Origin of the sequence: Mangrovibacter phragmitis (assembly GCF_001655675.1) — a bacterium.
Lineage (GTDB): Bacteria > Pseudomonadota > Gammaproteobacteria > Enterobacterales > Enterobacteriaceae > Mangrovibacter > Mangrovibacter phragmitis.
Genome location: NZ_LYRP01000001.1, coordinates 238,984 through 262,108, shown reverse-complemented (window position 1 = coordinate 262,108; position 23,125 = coordinate 238,984). Strand labels below are relative to the sequence as shown.

Below are 23,125 nucleotides of genomic sequence, written 5' to 3'. Positions count from 1 at the left end.
GGGCGTTGCGCTCCATATTGTCTTACTTCCTTTTTTGAATTACTGCATAGCAAGATTAATTCGTACGACGCCGACAAATTTTGTCGGCTTTTTTTTGCCTGTTTTCTGGGGCGTTCTAAGCTTATGCAGGAAGCAAAAGGAGGTGATATGAAATGTGACCCTTTTCCCGCAGAGCCTGTTCCTGTGACCAAACCACACCCGCGGCCTGACCCTGTACCTCATGAGCCCGTACCGGATCCTGACCCGCACCCTTTAGTGCATTAGCTGTTGGTATAACACAATGTAACCAGCGCAGCCGCAGACAGGCTGAAACCAGGAGAATTAACACAGAAGGATCGGGTGCAGAGATATAAAACGGGCCTGACGGCCCGTTTTATATTTATCAATTATTTTACTTCCAGGATATCCAGGCGCTGGCTTTTCGATTCACTGTCTTCTTCCCAGCCAACCGGAGTTAACGGGATCTCCTGGCGGTCAAAAGCCAGATCGCCACCATCAATGACCTCACTGCCGTGATGAATCCCTTTGAAATCGAATAATTCGGTGTCACACAAGTGAGAAGGTACTACATCCTGCATGGCGCGAAACATGGTCTCAATACGACCTGGGTAGCGTTTATCCCAGTCACGCAGCATGTCGGCAATGACCTGGCGCTGCAAATTCGGCTGTGAACCACACAGGTTACACGGAATAATTGGAAACGCTTTTGCCGTGGAGAACCGCTCAATATCTTTTTCTCTGCAATAGGCAAGGGGGCGAATAACAATATGTTTGCCATCATCGCTCATCAGTTTAGGTGGCATGCCTTTAAGCTTACCGCCATAAAACATATTGAGAAACAGGGTTTGCAGAATGTCATCACGATGGTGGCCAAGCGCAATCTTGGTTGCGCCAATTTCTGTCGCTGTACGATACAAAATACCACGCCGTAAACGTGAACAAAGTGAACAGGTTGTTTTGCCTTCCGGAATTTTGTCCTTGACGATAGCGTAAGTATTTTCTTCAACAATTTTGTACTCAACGCCGATAGTATCAAGGTATTCAGGCAGAATATGCTCGGGGAAACCCGGTTGTTTCTGGTCGAGGTTTACGGCAATCAGAGTAAAATTGACTGGCGCGCTTTGTTGCAGGTTACGCAGTATTTCGAGCATGGTGTAACTGTCTTTCCCGCCTGAAAGGCAAACCATAATGCGATCGCCTTCTTCTATCATATTAAAATCAGCGATAGCTTCACCCACATTGCGCCGCAGACGCTTTTGCAGTTTATTGAGATTGTATTGTTCTTTCTTGGTAACGTCTTGATTATCTTGCATTCTAAAACTCTCGGGCAGTAACGAAAAAGCAGTTCACTGATGCGCAGCAAAGGCTACACAGATATATGCTGATGCTTTCCGTTTTCAACAGGGTGGCCGAACAGGTTAAGGCACAGTAAAAAGTATGCTGCGTATGGTACGGATTACCACGGCGAAAGCCAGCATGTTTTCATCACTTAGCCTGATTTCTGAAAGTAGGTGTAATGACTGTAAAGAGTAAATACCAGGCAAATTAAAAACCTTATGCACATGTGACTTATGCTGAAGCAGCATACCGGAAGAGGGCGTGTGGGTACCTCAGGTTTGTGTATTGCATGCTGAGTTACCCCGGGGTAGCACCCGGGGGCTTACGCTTATTCAGTGGGCTGACCCGACACGCTTTTACCGGCCAGCATCGCCAGAAAATCGTAGCGTTTTTGCAGACAATGTGCTGCATCTTGCCACAATTGTTCAGCCACCTCAGGCTGCTGATTGTTCAGCCGCCTGAAGCGTTGCTCATTGAGTAATGCTTCCCGTAGCGCATCAGAGGGTGGTCTTGAATCGAGTTGTAAAGGGGCTTTCCCTTGTTCTGCCCGTTGCGGGTCGAACCGGTATAGCGGCCAAAAACCACTGGTGGTGAGTTGGCGCATCTGGTCGTGGCTCAGGGCCAGGTCGTAGCCATGCTCTTCACACGGGCTATAAGCAATTATCAACGAAGGCCCGGGCCAGGCTTCCGCTTCCTGAATGGCTTTGACCGTCTGGTTTAACTGAGCACCCAGAGAAATCTGCGCAACATACACATGCCCATACATCATCACGCTCACGCCCAAATCTTTACGAGCCTTGCGTTTGCCACTCTCGCCAAACTTGGTTACTGCGCCCAATGGGGTTGCCTTTGACGCCTGCCCACCCGTATTCGAATAACACTGGGTATCCAGCACCAGTACATTGACGTTCTCGGTCAGGCTCATCACATGATCCAACCCGCCATAACCTATATCATAAGCCCAGCCATCGCCACCAACCAGCCAGACAGAACGTTCTACCAGGTAATCCGCCACATGCAATAACTCGACGGCTGCAGGCGAGGCAATATCAGTGAGAAGCGCGCGTAACTGGCTGATTTGCTGGCGGCGTTCCTCAATACTTGCCGGTTCACTTAACGCGCTGCGTAATGTATCAGGTAGCGCGTCACCCAGTGTTGCCAACAGGCGTTCAGCCCGCTTGCGATGCTGTGTCTGGGATAACCGAAAACCCAGACCAAATTCAGCGTTATCTTCAAACAGCGAGTTTGCCCATGCCGGGCCACGACCATTGGCATCTGTTGTCCACGGCGTAGTTGGCAGGTTACCACCATAGATGGAAGAACAACCTGTGGCATTGGCTACTAACAAACGGTCGCCAAACAGCTGCGTCAGCAACTTGATATAAGGCGTTTCACCACAGCCAGAGCAGGCTCCGGAATACTCAAACAATGGCGTAAGCAGTTGTGATGTGCGGATATCAATCCGCTCAAGTGTGCTGCGATCGCGGTCTGGCAGTGAAAGGAAGAAATCATAATGCTGTTTTTCCTGCTCAACATGCTCAAGCCTTGGCTGCATATTAATCGCTTTAATATCCGGGTTCTCGCGGTCTTTGGCCGGGCAAACCTCAACACACAGGTCACAACCGGTGCAGTCTTCAGGCGCTACCTGCAATACGTACTTCTGGCCCCGCATATCCCGTGATTTAACATCGAGTGACTGCAATGTTTCCGGTGCTGCATCAAGGGCTTCTGGTTCGACAACTTTTGCCCGTATTGCAGAGTGTGGGCAGGCGGCAACACAGTGATTACACTGGGTACAAATTCCCGGATTCCAGATGGGAATAGCTTCAGCAATATTGCGTTTTTCCCAGCGCGTAGTGCCAACGGGCCAGGTTCCATCCGGCGGAAAGGCTGAAACCGGGAGTTTGTCTCCAAGCCCGGCAATCATGGCGCTGGTGACGGTTTTCACAAAGTCCGGTGCGGTGTGCGTAACAACCGGCGGCATATGGTGGCTGTTATTGTTCACATCACCTGTTGGCACTTCATGAAGCGATGACTCGGTCAGCGCTAAAGCTTGCCAGTTGCGCTCTACCAGCTCCTGGCCTTTACTCTGGTAACTCTTCGCAATGGCGCCCCTTAATGCATCCAGCGCCTGGCTACCCGGTAATAACTGCGTTAAATGGAAAAAGGCCATTTGCATTACCGTATTTATCCGCGCACCTAACTGGCACTCGCGGGCGATTTTTGCTGCATTGATAACCCACAGCCGGGCTTGTTTATGGCGCAACACCGCCTGCACTTCCTGCGGGAGCCGTTGCCATACTTCATCTTCCGGGTAAGGCGAATTCACCAGGAAAATGCCGCCTGGTTTCAGCTTATCCGCCATTGAATATTTATCAATAAATTGCCACTGGTGGCAGCCAATGAAGTCGGCTTCTTCTACCAGCCAGGTGGAGCGTACCGGAGTATCCGCAATACGCAGGTGCGAAACTGTCAGCCCTCCCGCTTTCTTGGAGTCATAAACGAAGTAACCTTGCGAATACCAGGGCGTGCTGTTGCCAATAATTTTGATGTTATTTTTAGTTGCTGAAACAGAACCATCGCTGCCCAGGCCATAAAACAGGGCTTCAAGGCGGGAGGAAGATGGCAGGGATTGTGCAGGTAACGGTAACGAAAGATGGGTAATATCATCAAATATCCCCACAGTAAAACGGGTGGGGGGCTCGGCCTGGTTAAGCACATTAAAAATAGCCAGCGCACAACGCGGGTCAAACTCTTTTGATGATAACCCATAGCGGCCACCGATAACCCGGGGCAGTGTCGCCCGTTGGCGCTGTTGCCAGGCCTGTGCCAGCGTTGTCATGACATCAAGGTAAAGCGGTTCAGCAACAGCTCCCGGTTCTTTTGTGCGATCCATTACCGCAATATCAGTAACGCTGTCGGGTAGCGCAGATAGAAAATGGTGTGCACTGAAAGGCCGGAATAGCCGGACTTTGAGCAATCCGACTTTCTCACCGTTGGCGGCCAGGTAATCAACAACTTCCTCACAACAACCGATGGCTGAACCCATGATAATCACCACACGTTCAGCTTGTGGATGCCCGTAATAATCGAAGGGGTGATAGTGACGCCCGGTTTGCTCGCCAAATGCCTTCATGGCCTGCTCAACCACGCCACTGAGCCTGTCATACCACGGATTTGTTGCTTCCCGGGCCTGAAACCAGGTATCCGGATTAGCTGATGTGCCACGAATAACCGGGTGCTCCGGGTCCAGTGCCCGTTCACGGTGAGCCAGGATAGCTGATTCGGGTATTAATTTGAGCAATGTATCATCGCTCAGTGGTGAGATTTTATTGATCTCATGGGAAGTACGGAAACCATCAAAGAAGTGCACAAAAGGCACCCGGCTTTCAAGTGTCGCCATGGTTGAAATCAGAGCAAAGTCCTGTGCTTCCTGTACGCTGGACGAACATAACAGCGCACACCCAGTCTGGCGGACTGCCATGACATCAGAATGGTCACCAAAAATGGATAACGCGTGCGTTGCTACGGTTCTTGCCGCTACATGCAACACAAAGGGCATGAGTTGCCCGGCAAGTTTATACAGTGTCGGGATCATCAACAACAACCCCTGAGACGAGGTGAAAGAGGTGGCCAGGGAACCGGTCTGCAACGCACCATGAACGGTCGCTATTGCACCACCTTCAGATTGCATCTCGACAACTCTGGGGACATCACCCCAGACATTTTTCACCCCATTTTCAGACCAGGCATCTGCCTGTTCTGCCATCACAGAACTTGGGGTTATGGGGTAAATGGCGATAACTTCATTTAAACGATACGCGACGGACGCAACAGCGCCATTGCCATCAGTGGTTATCATAAAAATTCCTCAACATTGCATTCATAAGGCCTGCATCGCGCAGGCTTTTTGTCATTATGTTTTGAGTCTAGCAAACCTGAAGCGAGGCAATTTTTCCCCCTGTGTCCTGGGGTTTTGGTTGTTCATTACAGAATAATTAGTGACACTGTCACTGAATGTATGCAAAAAAATGTGCTCCGGAACAAAAAAAATAGCAAAAACCCTGAAAACTCGTGGGTTTCAGGGTCGACGTAGTGAAACGTGTGGCCTATGATGCAAAAGTTTTGTCAAAAAAGACTATTCAGACACAACCTGGTGGACAGGAGAAAACGCATGAAGGCAGGTTTTATTGTGGCGGCAGGGGCGGCGCTTTTTTTTCTCACAGCATGCAGTAGTAATGAACCGGTACAGCAAGCAACTGCGGCACACACTCGTAGCCCACTTGAATCAGTTATGTCCGGACAAGGCCAGGCAAATTGCGCGATGATAGGTGGAATGGTACTTGCTGCACGCCAACTCGATGGCTCCATGATTGGCACATGTGCATTACCCAACGGCAAACGCTGTAACGAGAACGCACTTGCCGCGGGTAATTGTGGAACGTACTGATTATTTTCCGGTACCTGCCATACGCTGGTAAACCAGAGTATCGTCATTGGCTTTCAGGGTAAGCGTATCTGCAGTTAATGTTACTGCCGCACCCTGGGTTAACATCTTGCCGATAACGTTATCCAGTTGGTTCATTTGCGCATCAACGCACAGCATTTTGGTGCCTGCCATTCCTGCAACCGTCAGGGTATTCCCCGACAGGCTACCCTGTCCCGTAAAGCGGTTACACATATTGCCTGATACTTGCAACGTATTGCTAAAGTGCAGGCTTGCCGGGCGCGAGTTATCTGTCAATGGTTTGCCATTGAATGTTTTCAGTACAAACGACTGGTCAGCCAGTTGTGCAGCTCCTGGGGCTGAGCCTTCCTGAGCGCAACCTGCCAGGGCCATCATAGCCAGTAATGCGGGTATCACTTTCTTCATCTTTATTACTCCCTGAGAGTGTCCATGTCCGTTATTCACAGGATAAAGTATGCTGGTAACGCAAACGTACTGCCGTTACGTTGCCAGCACCAGCTAACTATAACTATCCGGCAACAGCATGAGTGTAGCAAATCAGGCAATCTGATTGGTGCAGGATTCGCCCGCTTCCAGCTGTTTAAGATTATTCAAGGTTGTTTCCGCAATGCTGATTAATGCTTCAGCGGTCAAAAACGCCTGGTGCCCGGTGAACAAAACATTGTGACAGGCGGAAAGACGGCGGAAGACATCATCCTGGATAACATCATTGGATTTATCTTCAAAGAACAGATCGCGTTCATTCTCATAAACATCCATGCCCAGCGCGCCAATTTTCTGAGTCTTCAGTGCATCGATCGCAGCTTGAGAGTCAATTAACCCACCACGGCTGGTGTTAATTATCATCACACCATCTTTCATTTGGTCGAAAGCACTGTGGTTTAATAAATGGTAGTTTTCAGGCGTGAGTGGGCAATGCAGTGAAATCACATCGGACTGGGAATACAGTGTTTGCAAATCCACGTATTCCACTCCCATATCCAGTGCCGCCGCATTAGGGTAAGGGTCAAACGCCAGCAAACGCATACCAAAGCCTTTCAAAATACGCAGCATCGCAACGCCGATTTTCCCGGTACCAATCACTCCCGCTGTTTTGCCAAACAAAGTGGTACCGGTGAGCCCTTCCAGAGAGAAATTGGCATCGCGGGTACGCTGATACGCACGGTGGATACGGCGATTAAGGCTCATCATCAGGCCAATGGCATGCTCAGCAACAGCTTCCGGCGAATAAGCCGGCACACGTACAACAGCAAGGCCCAGCTCTTTTGCGGCATCAAGGTCAACATTATTAAAGCCTGCACAACGCAAGGCGATAAATTTGACACCCAGACTTTTCAGCTCTTCCAAAACCGGGCGGCTGCCATCATCATTAACGAAGATGCACACACCATCACACCCAACTGCGGTTTTTGCTGTTTTTTCGGTCAGGAGAAAATCATAGAATTCCAGCCCGAAGCCGAAATCCTTGTTCACATGCTCTATGTATTTTTTGTCATACTGTTTGGTACTGTAGACCGCAAGTTTCATAGGGTTTCTCCAATCGAAGTTTATATAAATTCTGTCATCATTTAATAAGTTAAACAAATAGTTAAAAATGGTTTAATTCAGAAGTTTCCATATTAAGACTGGTCAATAAGCCACAGGTCTGCAAGAGGGTTTAATGCACAACCCAATCATGTAAAAATAACATTTGCACCGACTGGCGACTGACTAACCTGGCGAAGAAGGACGGCAGCTACCCATGAAGGGTTCCTATAAGATAATTATTACACTGGCTTTGTTGGTTGCCTTGCTGCCATTTGTGCTGTTTGCGAGCGTACAAATGTGGCTCCCTGCGCTTGCCCGTTTGTGGTTACCAGCAGGTATACACCTGGTTTTAACCGCTGAACCGAAAATCACGTTACGCCAGCTAACCTTGCCCGGGCTCCAGCTTAAAGTGGAAGGTTGTACCCTGGTTGATGTCAGCCAGTTACAACTTTCACACCCCCAATACTGGCGGCTTTCAGCCAGCACTTTGACGGTTGATCCCCAGTGTGCCGCCAGTTTACCCGTGCAACCAGATAGTGCATCATCACAAACACTAACCCAGATACAACAACTGTTGCCCAAAGGTGATCTGTGGATAGAACATGTCAAAGTCGTGCCCTGGCAGCAGTACGGTGGGCAGGTACACCTTTCTGTTTCTTCAGAGCGGCAACTGTTGTCATGGCAGGGCGACAAACTCAAATTACATGCCCGTCTTGCGGGGCAGTCGTTAACTATCAGTGATATGGCGGTAGTTGTTCCCGGCCAGGACAAGCCGGTGACTTTACAGGGCGCTGTTTCACTTAATCTGGTGCCAACTGGTTTGCCGGAACAAGGGAAATTGTATGCGCACATTGTTGTGCCGGACTTGTCTGCACCTGTGCTGGCCGAATTTAACTGGCAGGGAAACCAGGGGGAAATACGGGCATCAGTGCCGGATAAACAACCGTTATTGGTACTGCCGTGGAAAGTGACACCTCAACAAGTACGCATTGAAGAGGGCCGGTGGCAGTGGAGTGAAGGTAACCGTGAGGCAAAAGGCCAGGTCAATCTCACTATAGACAACTGGTCTGGCGGCCCTGAGCAGGCGGTGGTATCCGGGCGCCTTAATGCCCTGACGCAGGGTGATGCCGGGAAAGGTAATCTGGTGATGACTTTGGGCCCCGGTAAACTTAGCCTGGTTGACAGTGCACTACCCGCACGCCTCACAGGCGAAATAAAACAAGACAATATGATTTTCTATGTGGGCCTGCCAGTTATACTGAGTGGCCCATTACAATCATCTGTTTTGCATTTCTTGCCCGGTGCGCTGCTGCGCTCCCATGGGCGGCTGGTGGATTCCCTGGATATTGACGATGTGCGCCTGCCGCTTGCTGGCGTAAAACTTACCCGCCATGGTGTTGCTGGCAGGTTACAGGCTATTCTTAAGGCCCATGAAAACCAGTTGGGTGCATTTGTGATTCACCTTGATGGTGTGGCGGAAAATTTTCTGCCTGACAACGGTCGCTGGCGCTGGCGTTACTGGGGAAAAGGGGTGTTTAACCCCATGCAGGCGCACTGGGATGTGCAGGGCGAAGGTGAATGGCATGACAGCCTGATTACACTTAACACTCTTTCAACAGGATTCGACCAGTTACGCTATGGCAGTATGCTGGTATCCAAACCCCGGCTTACACTCCGTGAGCCCCTGAGCTGGCAACGTAACCCACAACGACCAGACTTTACTGGAAAACTGGCACTCGAAACGGGGAGAACGTCTTTTAGTAATGGAAGCTATCTTGACCCGGCAAGTTTCACCTTCCAGCTCACAGGGCGGAATCCTGATGCCTTTAATCTGCGAGGTGAACTGGTAGCAGGAAAGCTGGGGCCAGTTACTGTTTATTCTCGCTGGGATGGTACGCGTTTGCGTGGTAAAGCCTGGTGGCCAGTACAGGGATTGTCTCATTTCCAGTCACTTATTCCCCCCGACATAAAGTTACACCTTACTCATGGTGAACTGGCCGCTCAGGTGGCGTTTTCTGCTGCTGCCGTTCAGGGTTTTGAAGCCGGTGGGCATGGTGTTATTCGCAAAGGCGCAGCCCAACTGCCTGATAACGAAATCAGCAATGTTAACTTCACATTACCTTTTCGTTTTTCGCAAGGGGTATGGCACCTGGGCACCCGTGGCCCGGTGCGTTTGCGGATTGGCAAGGTCAGCAGCCAGGTTACCGCAACAAACTTAAATGCGGATTTACAGGGCTGGGTTCCATGGAGTGACAGCCATCCGCTGCAATTGAGCAATGTCAGTATGGAAATACTCGACGGTAAAATTGAGATGCGCCAGTTACGCCTGCCGCAACATGATGCTGCTTTGTTGCGCCTTGATAATCTGTCTTCCAGTGAACTTCTCACTGCGGTGCATGCCAAACAGTTAGCAGTATCGGGGAGAATCAGCGGTGGGTTACCGTTATGGCTGAATAACCCTCAGTGGATTGTTAAAGATGGCTGGCTGACGAACCCCGGACCACTGACTTTCCGGCTCGATAAAGATATGGCCGATGCCATTGTTCGTGACAACGTAACGGCTGGCTCTGCGATAAACTGGCTGCGCTACATGGAAATTAACCATTCATGGAGCAATATCAACGTCGATAACCTGGGTGTACTGCGGTTATCGACTCAGGTTCAGGGTACCAGCTATAGTGAAGGTAAATCAGCGAAAGTTAACCTGAATTACCACCATGAAGAGAATATTTTTACGCTGTGGCGTAGTTTGCGTTTTGCTGACAACCTTGAGTCATGGCTGGAGCAAAATGCACAATTGACTGAACAGCGCTGCACAGGCAGCCGTCAATGTAAGGAGAAACAATGAATCAACAGGCTTTCTGGTTGCCTGTTCTGGCAGTGATGCTGGCTGGCTGTACCCCAAGAATTGAACTGGCGGCCCCGCAGGCGCCAATTACTATCAACATGAACGTGAAAATTGAACATGAGATCCATATCAAAGTGGACAAGGACGTGGAAACACTTCTTAAAAACCGCAGCGACCTGTTTTAAGCGAGCCTTACCGGGGTTGATGCTGTTAATGTTGAGCACACCGGTGATGGCACTGACACTGCAACAGGCACGCGAACAAGGTAAAGTGGGCGAAACCTTTAGTGGGTACATTGCTGCGCGCAGCAATGACAGTGAAACAGCTGCGCTGGTAGCAAAAATTAACCAGGCACGGGCAGAGAGCTACCGGCAGTTGGCTGCGCAAAACAATGTCCCGCAGGAGGATGTTGCCCGCCTGGCTGGCAGCAAACTGGTTGAACGGGCTAAATCGGGTGAGTATGTGCGGGGCGTAAATGGCCTGTGGGTACAAAAGCACTGATACATAACAGGCCTGAAGCCATGCAGAGAAGATAAAAAAGGGAAAAGAAGTCTTTTCCCTTTAAGCAGTTATGAATCTTATTTATGAACGGTATAAATATTACACCAGGGCATCAATTGCGGCTTTCGCTTCAGCCTGAGCTTTAGCCAGAACTTCCGGGCCGTAACCCACACCTTCTTCGTAAATAAAATCAACTTCAGTAATGCCAATAAACCCGAGGAACAATTTCAGATAAGGGGTGATAAGGTCGCTCGGGGAATCTTTGTGGATACCGCCACGCGTAGTCACGACAATTGCGCGTTTACCCGTCAGTAAGCCTTCCGGGCCGTTTTCGGTATAGCGGAAAGTCACACCCGCACGAGCAATAAAATCGATGTAGTTTTTGAGCTGAGTGGTGATGTTGAAGTTATACATCGGTGCCGCAATAACAATTACATCATGCGCTTTAAGTTCGTTGATAAGCGTATCAGACAGGTTCAGGGCATCCTGCTGGCGCGGCGTGAGAGGAGCTTCGCTGGGGCGTAACGCGCTGACTAACTCACCATCAAGTACCGGAACCGTATCAGCCGCGAGGTCGCGCACTGTAATGGTATCGGCACTGTGTTTTTCCTGCCATTGTGTGGTCAGGTGGTCAATCAACAGGTTGGATTGGGAAAAACCTGCCAGAATACTATTCTTCAAAACAAGCACTTTGCTCATTCATACTTCCTTTTTGATACGAGTGGGCGCGAAAACGCGCAGAATCGCTTCACTCTATTTACAAATGGCAGACAGTGATAGTGCAATTAATCGAACTGTATGTTCGAATTTTTTGAACAAGGCGTATTGCCGCTGAATGTGTTACCCTGATGGCAAGCTTGTTATTAGGCCCTGAGGTTCAAGCGTGTAAAAAACCACGCTAAGCAGATAATTCATTGTTTAAATGTAATGACCTCAGTTCTCCCTTTAAAATATCTTCCGGCAGAGTAAACGTATAGTGCCCCAGCATGTAGATATGACCGTGCATCAGTGGCGAAAGCCAGGCAATATGCTTATCTTCTGGCGTTTCGCCTGTTGAGCGAAGGTGTGAAAGCGCCTCCCGCATATTAAAGAGAATTCCACAGTACTCCCGCGTTAGTGACCAGGCCCCGAGCGCACCCAACTGTCTTCCTGCCCTTCACGGTAGCGCTTCTGTAAAAGACGGGCCGCTGCAATGGCGTCTGGTGTGAAGTTCGGCAGAAAACCACATAGCTCCACAGTATCAGCCCTCGCACTCATCCGGTAGGGGCTGTCATTTAAAATAGTGGCAGAGAAAACGGGCATATCCCGCGCCACGTATTTCCGTTTGAAAAAGCGTTCTGATTGAACCTGTAACTTTGCAGCCAGTTCCTGCTATGTTTAGCTAAACCACATAAAAATTAAGACTAATGCGTGCTAAAATCGCTTTATCGTTTATGGAGTTAACGAGAAGGAACTAATTATTTATGGCTCTGCAAGGAAAATTCGTTGTGAACGATGCCGATTTTAGTCCACTAATGTTCTATGGTGTTGGCACATTTCTGGCCTATTCTGGAAATGATCAATATCGTAACCGTGCTGGATGTGTTGGCGTACCAGATAATGGACCAATCCCTGGTGGTCGTTACTATATAGTTAAGAGACCAACCGGTGGTTGGAAGGGCGTAATTCGTACTGATCTTCATGATTTTTATTCCTGGCCCACTTCGACGCCAGTGATTAAATATGAGTGGTTTGCTTTATATCGTGATGATGGAAAAATTGATGACCATACATGGGTAAATGGCGTCGAAAGAGGTAATTTTCGTTTACATCCGCCCGGCCCATTAGGAATATCTCTCGGTTGTATTACGCTGCAACACAGAACTGACTTCCTGGCGATACGCCAGGCATTGCTTTCAACGCAGCAAGTGAAACTGGTCAACGGTCTAATGTCCTACGGCACAATTGAGGTAATTCTAAATGGCAGCGCGACGTGTCCCGGCGGGGATTAGAATCTTTACAGGTTTAGCAATTTTTGTTCTGACGTTCCTTCTCATGCGGCCATCTGATCCTGCAACTCAAGGCCAGATCGATTTCTGGAAAAAAGCTGCTGGTTTATTAGGAGAACGTGATGTAGAAGGTTTTGTTGGTATTGCGTTGCTTGTAGTATGCACTATTGTTACTACAGTAGGCTATCAAGTTGCAGTTCGCCTAATCGAAAAAATGTTGAACAAATAACGATAAACTAAACCGGGCTACGCCCGGTAAGTTCTTTAGGCGCGGTCTTCCCAACTGTCAGAGAACAGAATGTTCCCGTCGCAATATTTCCAGGTGATCTTTTCATACATGAAAGATACCGACTCCATGTGGTTTATCGCTGACATTCCTGCCATTTTAGCATTTGGCATACCAGGATTAACTGACACTACTTTTACGCCTTCCAGTAGCATATTGAAATATTCTTCTTCCTGACCAGCATGATTAATTCGATACCATTTGAATTCAGCTGATTTGAGTGTCTGCCCCTTTGATACAGCTTTATAAAGGTAGGGGCTTGATGAATCGAATTCTTTTTCAAAGGAGATTGGGGCGTGGGAGCGTTTGCCGGTAATTTTACCCGTAGCTGTATCAACCGGAAGGTTCACCCCGTGTGAAAAACCGAGTATTTCAATGCTTCCCTCACGGTCCTGTAGATCAACGGTACCACGAATGTCGGCACCACCATCATCTTTGAGCCAAAGATAAGCGGGAATTGGCATAAATTTTTCCTTTAACTAATCCATGTAAGACATTGTTAATTATAGGGTATTAAACGGTTTGAGTGAAGAGTTTGTATTCAAAAGTATTTTTGAGGTTTTTTAAGAGATATATAATTACAATTACTTATGTTCTTAGCGTGTTTTTTTACACAATTGGCCCTCAAACCCCTTATTAGGCCCGGCAAACCTGCAACGGGCCGCGTCGATACAGAATATATGGACAATAAAACTATAACTTTGAATGCGTTATATGCGCAGCTCGATAACTTACTACTGCGCGACCGCCAGGCGTTCTCTCGCCGTTTGCATGGGGTTAAAAAGACCCGTCCGGAATCCCGCGAAGCCATTCTGACCACGCTCGCTGAAGAGATGAATCAGGCTCAGGAGCGTGTTTTACAACGTCTGGCAAACCGCCCGGTGATAACCTACCCGGAAGACCTGCCAGTCAGCCAAAAGAAAGCGGCTATTTTTGAAGCCGTGCGCGATAACCAGGTGGTCATCGTGGCCGGGGAAACTGGTTCCGGGAAGACAACCCAGTTACCGAAGATCTGTATGGAGTTAGGCCGGGGTGTGAAAGGCCTGATTGGTCATACTCAGCCACGGCGCCTGGCAGCACGCACCGTCGCCAACCGTATTGCCGAAGAACTCAACACTGAACCCGGTGGGTGCGTTGGGTACAAAGTGCGCTTTACAGACCAGGTGAGCGAACAGACGCATGTCAAACTGATGACTGACGGTATTCTGCTGGCAGAGATTCAGCAAGACCGTATGCTGATGCAGTACGACACATTAATTATTGATGAAGCCCACGAACGCAGCCTGAACATCGATTTCTTGTTGGGTTATTTAAAAGAGTTACTGCCTCGCCGCCCGGACTTAAAAGTTATTATCACTTCGGCAACCATTGACCCGGAACGCTTTTCCCGCCATTTCAATAATGCGCCCATTATTGAGGTTTCCGGGCGAACGTACCCGGTCGAAGTGCGTTACCGCCCGATTGTGGATACAGAAGACGATACCGAACGCGACCAGTTGCAGGCAATTTTTGATGCGGTGGATGAACTGAGCCATGAGAGCCCGGGTGACATCCTGATTTTTATGAGCGGTGAACGGGAAATCCGCGATACTGCAGACGGTCTCAATAAACTGGACTTGCCGCACACAGAAGTACTGCCGTTGTATGCCCGTTTGTCAAACAACGAACAAAACCGGGTATTTCAGTCTCATACCGGGCGGCGCATAGTGCTGGCAACCAACGTGGCAGAAACGTCACTGACTGTGCCAGGCATTAAATATGTGATTGATCCGGGTACTGCCCGTATCAGCCGCTACAGTTACCGAACCAAAGTTCAGCGCCTGCCAATTGAACCCATCTCTCAGGCTTCAGCTAACCAGCGTAAAGGCCGTTGTGGGCGCGTTTCTGAAGGGATCTGTATCCGTCTTTACAGTGAAGACGATTTTCTCTCGCGCCCTGAATTTACCGACCCGGAAATTCTGCGCACCAATCTTGCCTCAGTCATTTTGCAGATGACTTCTCTGGGGCTTGGAGACATTGCAGCCTTTCCCTTTGTTGAGGCACCGGACAAACGTAACATTCAGGACGGCGTGCGTTTACTGGAAGAACTCAGCGCTATTACTCACAATAAGCAAGGCGATGGCTGGCAGCTGACGGCTGAAGGCCGCCAACTTGCACAGTTGCCTGTCGATCCGCGTCTGGCGCGTATGGTTCTGGAAGGGGCGAAGCAAGGCTGTGTGCGCGAAATGATGATAATCACTTCGGCCCTGTCTATTCAGGATCCCCGCGAACGCCCGGTGGAGAAACAGCAGGCGGCAGATGAAAAACATCGCCGTTTTCAGGATAAAGAGTCGGATTTTATGGCCTGGGTAAATCTGTGGAATTACCTGGGCGAGCAGCAACGGGCACTTTCATCCAGCCAGTTCCGCCGCCTGTGCCGCGCTGAATACCTCAATTACCTGCGGGTAAGAGAGTGGCAGGATATCTATACCCAGTTACGCCAGGTCGTTAAAACTTTCCGCTTACCGGTCAACAGCGAACCTGGCGATTACCGCGCCATACATACCGCTTTACTCACAGGACTGTTGTCCCACCTTGGCATGAAGGATGCCGAAAAGCAGGAGTTTACTGGCGCACGTAACGCCCGCTTTGCTATTTTCCCTGGCTCAGGGTTATTTAAAAAACCGCCGCGCTGGGTCATGGTGGCCGAACTGGTTGAAACCAGCCGCTTATGGGGCAGAATTGCGGCAAAAATTGAGCCAGAGTGGGTAGAACCACTGGCGCAGCATCTGATTAAACGCAGCTGGAGTGAACCACACTGGTCACGGGCGCAAGGTGCCGTTATGGCAACAGAAAAAGTCACTCTGTTTGGCTTACCTATTGTTGCTGCCCGGCAGGTTAATTACAGCCAGATTGACCCGGTCTTATGCCGCGAGTTGTTTATCCGCCACGCGTTAGTGGAAGGCGACTGGCAAACCAGGCACAGTTTCTTCCGTGAAAACCAGAAACTGCGGGCCGAGGTGGAAGAACTGGAGCATAAATCCCGCCGCCGTGACATCCTGGTAGACGACGACACACTGTTTGATTTCTACGACCAGCGTATCAGCCACGAAGCTATCTCTGCACGCCACTTTGACACCTGGTGGAAACAAGCCAGCAAAGCATCACCGGATTTGCTCAGCTTCGAAAAAGGGATGCTGATAAAAGAGGGGGCCGGCCAGGTCAGCAAGCTTGATTACCCGAACTTCTGGCATCAGGGGGCACTTAAACTGCGCCTGAGTTACCAGTTTGAACCAGGTAATGATGCCGATGGTGTGACAGTGCATATCCCGTTACCACTGCTTAACCAGGTTTCGCCAGCCGGGTTCGAGTGGCAAATTCCCGGGTTGCGGCGTGAACTGGTCATTGCATTGATTAAATCCTTGCCTAAGCCAGTGCGCCGTCATTTTGTTCCTGCACCAAACTATGCCGAGGCATTTCTGGGCCGGACAGATGGCCAACAACCGTTACTCGACAGCCTGGAGCGTGAATTACGCAAAATGACTGGTGTCACTGTTGACCGCGAATCCTGGCACTGGGAACAGGTGCCCGATCACCTGAAAATGACTTTTCGCGTGGTTGATGAAAAAAACCAGAAACTGCGTGAAGGCCGGGATTTAGAAGCACTTAAAGAAAGCCTGAAAGCAAAAGTGCAGGAAACGCTGTCCGCGGTTGCCGATGATGGTATTGAACAAAGTGGTCTGCATGTCTGGAGCTTTGGCGCTTTACCTGAAAGTTATGAGCAAAAACGCGGTAACTACCGGGTAAAAGCATGGCCGGCACTGGTGGATGACAAAGACAGCGTCGCTATCCGTTTGTTTGATAACCCTCATGAACAACAACAGGCTATGCGCACTGGGCTCAGGCGTTTGCTGCTGCTCAACATTCCATCGCCCATTAAATACCTGCATGAAAAATTGCCCAATAAAGCCAAACTTGGTCTCTATTTTAACCCCTATGGTAAGGTGCTGGATTTAATCGATGACTGTATTGCCTGTGGTGTTGACAAGCTGGTTGCCGATGCCGGAGGGCCCGTTTGGGATGAAGCGGGGTTCCAGGCGCTGCATGAAAAAGTGCGTGCGGAGTTGAATGACCAGGTCGTGGATATCGCAAGCCAGGTAGAGCAGATTCTGTCGGCCGTTTTCGCTATTAACAAGCGCCTGAAAGGGCGAGTGGACATGACCATGGCATTGGCTCTGTCCGACGTGAAATCACAGCTGTCCGGGCTGGTTTACCGGGGTTTTGTTACACAAAACGGCTATAACCGACTGGGCGATACACTGCGCTATTTACAGGCCATCGACAAGCGCCTTGAAAAGCTGGCTGTGGATCCGCATCGCGACCGGGCGCAAATGCTGAAAGTGGACCAGGTTCAGCAAGCGTGGGTGAAATGGCTCAACAAATTGCCCGCCAACCGCCGGGAAGACGAAGATGTGCTGGCAATTCGCTGGATGATTGAAGAGTTACGGGTGAGTTATTTTGCCCAGCAACTCGGTACACCTTTTCCAGTCTCCGATAAACGTATTATTCAGGCGATGGATGCCATAACGGAATAACCAGGCTCCTGGCGTCTGGCTACTCTGATATCTAACTACTTTGGTATCTAATACACAGATGCCTCACTACAGGGCTACTGAACGTTTCAGTAGCCCTGCAATACTCAGCCTGCTTACTCGTTAACCCGCGCCAGCATAAAACCATCCCATCCCTTGATTCCTGTGGTTTGCAGCGCAGTGGCGGTTAATCTTCCCGATTGCCCTGCATCCTGTAAAAATGCCTGTATACCCTGTACATGGGGATCGGGGTGTTGCGCATCGGTAATTGCGCCGTTGCGCACCACATTGTCGCCAAAAATCAGTGTGCCAGGGCGCGACAGGCGCAGTGCCCAGTCTAAGTAGGCCGGGTTGTTGCGTTTGTCTGCATCTATAAAAATAAAATCAAATGGCGGTTGCTGCACAAGCCCCGGTAGTGATTTCAGCGCAGGGCCAATGATTATTTCTGCTTTGCCAGTAACACCTGCTAAATCAATATTCTGTTGCGCAATGCGCCCATGGTGCGGGTCAAATTCGAGGCTGACAATTTTACCACCTTCAGGTAATGCTCTTGCCATCCAGATAGCACTGTAGCCACCCAGTGTGCCGATTTCCAGGATGCGTTGTGCACCAGAAATGGTAATCAGCATCGCCAGAAACTGTCCCTGAGTAGGGGAAACGTCAATGGCAGGCAAGCCTGCCTGTTGGTTATTTTTCAACACTCGTTCCAGTATCTCATCTTGCGGCAGCAACGCTGACATTAACCAGTTATCTACAGCCGACCACTGTTCTTGCATTGTTCACCTCGCAGGCGTTGACCCAACAAAAATTCAACAACTACTATACATAAAAATAATGAATAGCGGTGACACCGTGATTACTGTTCACACTTCACCCCAGAACTGCCAGGCAACTGCCCATCACCATGCATACTGATTCTGCAACCAGCGACAATGCTCCGGCATCAACAATACCAGGCGACCCTGGAATGTTTCTGGCCTTTTTACTCGTTAAAAGAATAAGATGGCAAAAGCATGGCCGTGAGGTGGCGTGATCGGTTCAACCGAATAATTCACTTGCCTCATTACCGGAACAAACAGCGCAGGAGAGAACCATTGGAAACATCCTCAGACAGTGCTATGCCAGTACATGGCAAAAACGACAATATGCTTGAAGACCTTAATCTGGTTAGTGACTGGCTTGCCCAACGTGATACTGATATTGATACAGCACGCTCTTCAATAGTTGTACTGGCTGGCAATGCTGTATTGCCAGTTATTGAACATGCTTTTCATCAGGCCCGTGAATTACAGGCACTCTTGCTAATAACCGGTGGTATCGGCCATTCTACGGGGTGGTTATATCAGGCGGTACAGCAAAGCGTTCGTTACCAGCACATTCATACTGGTGGGCGTACAGAAGCATCAGTGATTGGTGAAATGGCCGCCACCGTTGCTGGTCTGGCGCCCGAGCAAATATTACTCGAATGCGAGGCGACGAACTGCGGTGAAAATGTTGATTTTTCATGGCGTTTAATGCAATTGCGCGGGCTGGAGCCAGAGCAACTGGTTGTCGTTCAGGACCCCACCATGCAGCGGCGCACAATGGCAACGTTTGCCCGCCTGCAAAACCAGGTTTCCATCCTGCCAGACTGCGTGTCATCTCCGGGGTTTGTACCCAGGTTAACCAGCCATGGCGAAGATATAGTATTTGAAAATGAAGAAACAGGCTTATGGCCGGTTAACCGTTTTATCGAACTGGTGATGGGGGAACTGCCTCGTTTGTACGATGACAACAATGGCTATGGCCCCGCAGGGAAAGGCTTTATTGCCCATGTGCCACTACCGGAAGAGATCAGGCTGGCATGGCGACGTTTATCTGCCTGTGAGCCTCTGCGTGGTATGCTTGCTGCGCGCAAACTTGCATAACGCTACTGACATTGCGCCTCAATCCAGTTCATCAGCAATTCAGGCCAGCTTCGGGCAGGTAAATCAAGACAGCCGCGAAGACCAAAACCATGCTGCCCTTGTTGAAAAATATGCATTTCAGCAGGAACCTTGTGAGCAAGTAATGCCTGAAACATTAACAAACTGTTTGCGACAGGCACCGACGGATCATCGGCAGCATGCGCAAGAAATACCGGGGGCATATCATCACGGACCTGTAATTCCAGTGAATGGTGTTGTCGCCAGTGTGGCTCAGGGGTTGCGCCCAGTAACGCACGGGCTGAACCGGGGTGAGTTAACGCTGCATCCATCGTGATAACCGGGTACATCAGCGCGGCGAAATCCGGGCGGGCACTGAGGTGGTCGGCTTCTTCCGTTGCCGCGTAAGCCGGGTAGTCAAAGTGTGTTGCAAGGCTACCGGCAAGGTGCCCCCCGGCAGAAAAACCCAGAACACCAATACGCTGTGTATTCAATCCCCATTCTTGGGCACGGGCGCGCATAACCCGGATGGCGCGTTGAACATCTGCAAGGGGGGCCAGGCTGGCTTCACTGTGGCCGCCATCGGGCATGCGGTAGGTCATGACAAACAGCGAATACCCTTGTGCAGTGAAACGTGTGGCAAGGTCGCTACCTTCTTTATCAATAACGACGCGGTTATAACCGCCGCCAGGGATCACCAAAAGGGCAATCCCATTAGATACTTCTGGCCGCCAGATACTGATAAACGGAGCTTTTATTCCACTGGCTGCACGGTCAGGCAACCAGGCCAGTTCACTACGTTCCGTAAGAACATAGTGAGCCGGACTGGTATGTGCGCCAGGTGCTTCACCCGCAGACCAAATGGTAAATGTTTCATCAGGCTCCTTGCGTGGTATGGTGTGGTAATCAGGGTTCATAAGTATCCTTCTTAAAACAGAACGGGTTCACTCAACAGGTAAACAACAAACAGCTTACCACTAACCCTGAAACAGGTGTCACTTATGCAAAAGCTGTTTTTTGCACTGAACACAAAGGAAAATTAATGAATTCTTAATGCGCAATCAGTATGTTGAACACTTCACTGAATATTGAGGATGTCGTTATGCGTGGAAAGTACAGTTCGGTTCAGATAACGCTGCACTGGCTGGTTTTCTTACTGGTGATTATCGTTTACTGCTCCATGGAGTTGCGGGGGTTTTTCCCACGGAGTTTCCGCCCCGTACTTAGCAGCCTGCACTATGGTTCCGGGATTCTTATTATGGTGCTGATGTTCGCGCGCCTGGCCGGGCGGGCCATCTGGCCAACACCGCCAATTGAACCTAAACCATCACCTATGGTGACAGGGTTATCTCACCTGGCGCATCTGGTGCTGTACCTGATGTTTATTGCCCTGCCAATATTGGGGATAGTCTATCGTTATTACAGCGGGACTGATTGGGCTATCTTTGGTTTGCCTATGCCTGTCGCAGCTACGCCTCGTGAAGATTTCGCCTGGCAGGTTAAAGAAATCCATGAGCTGGTGGCAACCGTTGGGTACTATGTTATCGGTCTTCATGCCGCGGCTGCGCTGGCACACCATTATTTTTGGAAAGACAATACATTGTTACGCATGATGCCGCGTAAAAAATCCAGTTAATCACCTGAAATCTGCCACTGCCTGGCCGGTGGCAGATTTTCCTGCAACACACTTGTTCAGGTTCTGCAACCCGGGCAGGGAACCTTCTTGTGCCCAATGCGCGGCTTGCAAACAATACCCATCAAGGATGAACTGCACTACAGATAACTCATATGCTATTTAATCTATCCATACGCAACACATAAAGAAAAATAGATGACAGGCGATAATGCTTGTGAGAAAAAGTTTCTATTTTACTAATTACAATACCTGGAACAGGGTCCATCTTACATGAGCCACAAGCGACTGAGTGATTTTGTTTATCGCCATTTTATTGAACAAGTAAAGGATTACGCTATTTACATGTTGAATCCTGACGGAACGGTGGCCAGTTGGAACGAAGGCGCACACCGGGCAAAAGGTTACAGTAGCGATGAAATCGTCGGTCAGCATTACGGTATTTTCTACAGTGAGCAGGACCGAAACGCTGGTTTGCCCTTACGCAACCTTCAACTGGCTTTAGACCATGGACAGTATGAAGGGGAAGGCTGGCGCTATCGCAAAGATGGTTCCCGTTTCTGGGCTCATGTGGTTGTCGATCCAATTTACGATGATGAGGGAATTCATCTGGGTTTTGCTAAAATCACCCGCGACATCAGTGAGCAAAAAGAAATCAATGACAAAATATCCTGGATGGCGCGTTATGATGCATTAACTGGCCTGCCAAACCGGGTTGAGTTTTTCTCGTTTGTTGAACAGTTGCTTAATAACAGCGAGTATCAGCGTATTGCCGTTTGCACTATCGACCTTGATAAATTCAAAGATATTAATGATATTGAGGGTCACCATGTCGGCGACCAACTATTACAGCGCGTTGCAGCACAAACGCTCAAAATACTGGGTAAAGATGAAATGGTTGCCCGCTTTGGGGGCGATGAATTCGTTGCTGTGAAAGGCTACAACAGCCGCCTGGAAGCCCGTGCGTTCACTTCCCGGCTATATGCCTGTTTCTCCGGGCTGCAAAAATTCGCTACAACCGAATTTACCGTGTCGGCCAGCATGGGAGTGGCTGTTTACCCTGATGATGCTACAGATATTAAGAAACTACTCAGTAACTCAGATTTAGCTATGTACCGGGCCAAGCAGGCTACGGACGTTAAGATTTGCTGGTACGAAAAAGACATGGATGAGGAAACCCGCTATCGCAATATGCTGGCCGGGGATATCCGCAAGGGCATCAAAGAGGGTCAATTTTTTCTGCATTACCAGGAAAAACGCGCTATTAAGGATAAAGAAATTTCGGGTTATGAAGCGTTACTACGCTGGAATCATCCCCGGCTGGGGTCAATTTCACCCGATATTTTTATCCCTATTGCCGAAGAAAGCGGGGCCATTGTACCCTTAGGTTACTGGGTAATTAGTACCGTATGTCAGGAGGCAATGGAGAAAGGAATAAATAAAAAAATATCGATTAACATCTCCCCGGTACAATTACGCCACCCTAATTTTATTGAGCGAGTACGCACGTTGTTGCAACGTTCAACTTATCCAATGAGTTTGCTGGAATTTGAAGTGACAGAAACTGCGTTTATTATTAATAAACAGCTGACATTCAATGTATTACATCAGTTTCAAAAAATGGGAATAAGTATTGCTCTGGATGACTTCGGAACCGGCTACTCTTCTTTGAGTACCCTCAGAGAATTTCAGTTTGACGTGATTAAACTGGATAAAAGCTTTCTCAATAATGTCGAGAAAAGCTATGAAGCACGCTCTTTTGTGCGGGCTATTATTTCACTGGGTAATTCCATTCACACACCATTGATAGCTGAAGGGGTGGAAACTGTGGAGCAATTACGCATTCTGGAAGAAGAAGGATGTAGTGAGATTCAGGGCTTCCTGTTTGGTAAACCGACGGATATAGACCACTTATAACGCGTTTTGCGTTTTTCTGTTTCCCTCCAGCCGGGAAAGTGTGATCTTCCCGGCATAATCTTGTTAACACTGCACAAAATTGCCTTTAAGGCGTAATAAAACGGCTACAAATGCCGATGTCATTGGTATTGCTTTCTTTGTACA

General features: G+C 49.2%; 18 protein-coding genes and 1 pseudogene. 10 read left to right on the top strand and 9 right to left on the bottom strand.

Going from position 1 to position 23,125, the window contains the following annotated elements:
* Positions 1-386: 386 nt before the first annotated feature.
* Together ttcA and nifJ are read right to left on the bottom strand one after the other, a co-directional pair.
* Positions 387-1,313, bottom strand: coding sequence for a tRNA 2-thiocytidine(32) synthetase TtcA (gene ttcA, locus A9B99_RS01115; RefSeq protein WP_064593836.1), 927 nt, complete (start codon positions 1,311-1,313; stop codon positions 387-389).
* 353 nt (positions 1,314-1,666) lie between these two features.
* Positions 1,667-5,200: a pyruvate:ferredoxin (flavodoxin) oxidoreductase gene (gene nifJ, locus A9B99_RS01110; protein ID WP_064593833.1), complete on the bottom strand. Its 3,534-nt coding sequence runs from the start codon at positions 5,198-5,200 to the stop codon at positions 1,667-1,669.
* 312 nt (positions 5,201-5,512) lie between these two features.
* Between nifJ and A9B99_RS01105 the strand changes: the two genes are divergently transcribed.
* Positions 5,513-5,788 (top strand): putative hemolysin, encoded by a 276-nt coding sequence (locus tag A9B99_RS01105; protein WP_064593831.1) that lies wholly within the window; start codon positions 5,513-5,515, stop codon positions 5,786-5,788.
* Here A9B99_RS01105 and A9B99_RS01100 read toward each other — a convergent pair whose 3' ends face one another.
* Both A9B99_RS01100 and A9B99_RS01095 read right to left on the bottom strand, forming a co-directional pair.
* Positions 5,789-6,211, bottom strand: coding sequence for an META domain-containing protein (locus tag A9B99_RS01100; protein ID WP_064593829.1), 423 nt, complete (start codon positions 6,209-6,211; stop codon positions 5,789-5,791).
* 132 nt (positions 6,212-6,343) lie between these two features.
* Positions 6,344-7,333: a 2-hydroxyacid dehydrogenase gene (locus A9B99_RS01095; protein ID WP_064593826.1), complete on the bottom strand. Its 990-nt coding sequence runs from the start codon at positions 7,331-7,333 to the stop codon at positions 6,344-6,346.
* Between the two features lie 214 nt (positions 7,334-7,547).
* Here A9B99_RS01095 and A9B99_RS01090 point away from each other — a divergent pair, with 214 nt between their 5' ends.
* Genes A9B99_RS01090 through A9B99_RS01080 form a run of 3 tightly spaced genes read left to right on the top strand, consistent with a single transcriptional unit; the run spans position 7,548 to position 10,682 of the window.
* Positions 7,548-10,181 carry a YdbH family protein gene (locus A9B99_RS01090; protein ID WP_064593824.1) on the top strand — a complete coding sequence of 878 codons (2,634 nt, stop codon included), beginning with the start codon at positions 7,548-7,550 and terminating at the stop codon, positions 10,179-10,181.
* On the top strand, positions 10,178-10,366 hold the full coding sequence (locus A9B99_RS01085; protein WP_064593822.1) for a YnbE family lipoprotein: 189 nt from the start codon (positions 10,178-10,180) through the stop codon (positions 10,364-10,366). The genes A9B99_RS01090 and A9B99_RS01085 overlap by 4 nt, the downstream gene beginning before the upstream one ends.
* Positions 10,367-10,385: 19 nt before the next feature.
* The gene (locus A9B99_RS01080; protein ID WP_064593820.1) at positions 10,386-10,682 is read left to right on the top strand and encodes a YdbL family probable chaperone protein; all 297 of its coding nucleotides are present in this window, start codon (positions 10,386-10,388) and stop codon (positions 10,680-10,682) included.
* Positions 10,683-10,781: 99 nt separating this feature from the next.
* Here the strand turns inward: A9B99_RS01080 and A9B99_RS01075 are convergent, their stop codons facing one another.
* Both A9B99_RS01075 and A9B99_RS01070 read right to left on the bottom strand, forming a co-directional pair.
* Complete coding sequence (locus A9B99_RS01075) at positions 10,782-11,381, bottom strand: FMN-dependent NADH-azoreductase (protein ID WP_064593818.1); 600 nt, start codon at positions 11,379-11,381, stop codon at positions 10,782-10,784.
* A gap of 199 nt (positions 11,382-11,580) precedes the next feature.
* Positions 11,581-11,858: pseudogene (locus A9B99_RS01070) on the bottom strand (Tn3 family transposase); the annotation flags it as partial.
* Positions 11,859-12,145: 287 nt separating this feature from the next.
* On the opposite strand from A9B99_RS01070, the gene A9B99_RS01065 reads away from it, so the two are divergent.
* A complete protein-coding gene (locus A9B99_RS01065; RefSeq protein WP_064593816.1) occupies positions 12,146-12,673 on the top strand; it encodes a DUF2778 domain-containing protein in 528 nt (175 codons plus the stop codon).
* Positions 12,642-12,899: a hypothetical protein gene (locus A9B99_RS01060; protein ID WP_064593814.1), complete on the top strand. Its 258-nt coding sequence runs from the start codon at positions 12,642-12,644 to the stop codon at positions 12,897-12,899. The genes A9B99_RS01065 and A9B99_RS01060 overlap by 32 nt, the downstream gene beginning before the upstream one ends.
* A 35-nt stretch (positions 12,900-12,934) precedes the next feature.
* Here the strand turns inward: A9B99_RS01060 and A9B99_RS01055 are convergent, their stop codons facing one another.
* A complete protein-coding gene (locus A9B99_RS01055) occupies positions 12,935-13,420 on the bottom strand; it encodes an Hcp family type VI secretion system effector (RefSeq protein ID WP_064593812.1) in 486 nt (161 codons plus the stop codon).
* 216 nt (positions 13,421-13,636) lie between these two features.
* Between A9B99_RS01055 and hrpA the strand changes: the two genes are divergently transcribed.
* Positions 13,637-17,530 carry an ATP-dependent RNA helicase HrpA gene (gene hrpA / locus A9B99_RS01050; protein WP_064593810.1) on the top strand — a complete coding sequence of 1,298 codons (3,894 nt, stop codon included), beginning with the start codon at positions 13,637-13,639 and terminating at the stop codon, positions 17,528-17,530.
* Between the two features lie 113 nt (positions 17,531-17,643).
* Here hrpA and A9B99_RS01045 read toward each other — a convergent pair whose 3' ends face one another.
* Positions 17,644-18,303 (bottom strand): O-methyltransferase, encoded by a 660-nt coding sequence (locus A9B99_RS01045; RefSeq protein ID WP_064593808.1) that lies wholly within the window; start codon positions 18,301-18,303, stop codon positions 17,644-17,646.
* Between the two features lie 318 nt (positions 18,304-18,621).
* Here A9B99_RS01045 and A9B99_RS01040 point away from each other — a divergent pair, with 318 nt between their 5' ends.
* Positions 18,622-19,434: a YdcF family protein gene (locus A9B99_RS01040; RefSeq protein WP_197499243.1), complete on the top strand. Its 813-nt coding sequence runs from the start codon at positions 18,622-18,624 to the stop codon at positions 19,432-19,434.
* A gap of 2 nt (positions 19,435-19,436) precedes the next feature.
* Here the strand turns inward: A9B99_RS01040 and A9B99_RS01035 are convergent, their stop codons facing one another.
* On the bottom strand, positions 19,437-20,348 hold the full coding sequence (locus A9B99_RS01035) for an alpha/beta hydrolase (RefSeq protein ID WP_064593806.1): 912 nt from the start codon (positions 20,346-20,348) through the stop codon (positions 19,437-19,439).
* Positions 20,349-20,533: 185 nt separating this feature from the next.
* Here A9B99_RS01035 and cybB point away from each other — a divergent pair, with 185 nt between their 5' ends.
* Together cybB and A9B99_RS01025 are read left to right on the top strand one after the other, a co-directional pair.
* Positions 20,534-21,067, top strand: coding sequence for a cytochrome b561 (gene cybB, locus A9B99_RS01030; protein ID WP_156518962.1), 534 nt, complete (start codon positions 20,534-20,536; stop codon positions 21,065-21,067).
* Positions 21,068-21,337: 270 nt separating this feature from the next.
* Entirely contained in the window at positions 21,338-22,981 is a 1,644-nt protein-coding gene (locus A9B99_RS01025) for a putative bifunctional diguanylate cyclase/phosphodiesterase (protein WP_064593802.1), read from the top strand.
* Positions 22,982-23,125: the final 144 nt, after the last annotated feature.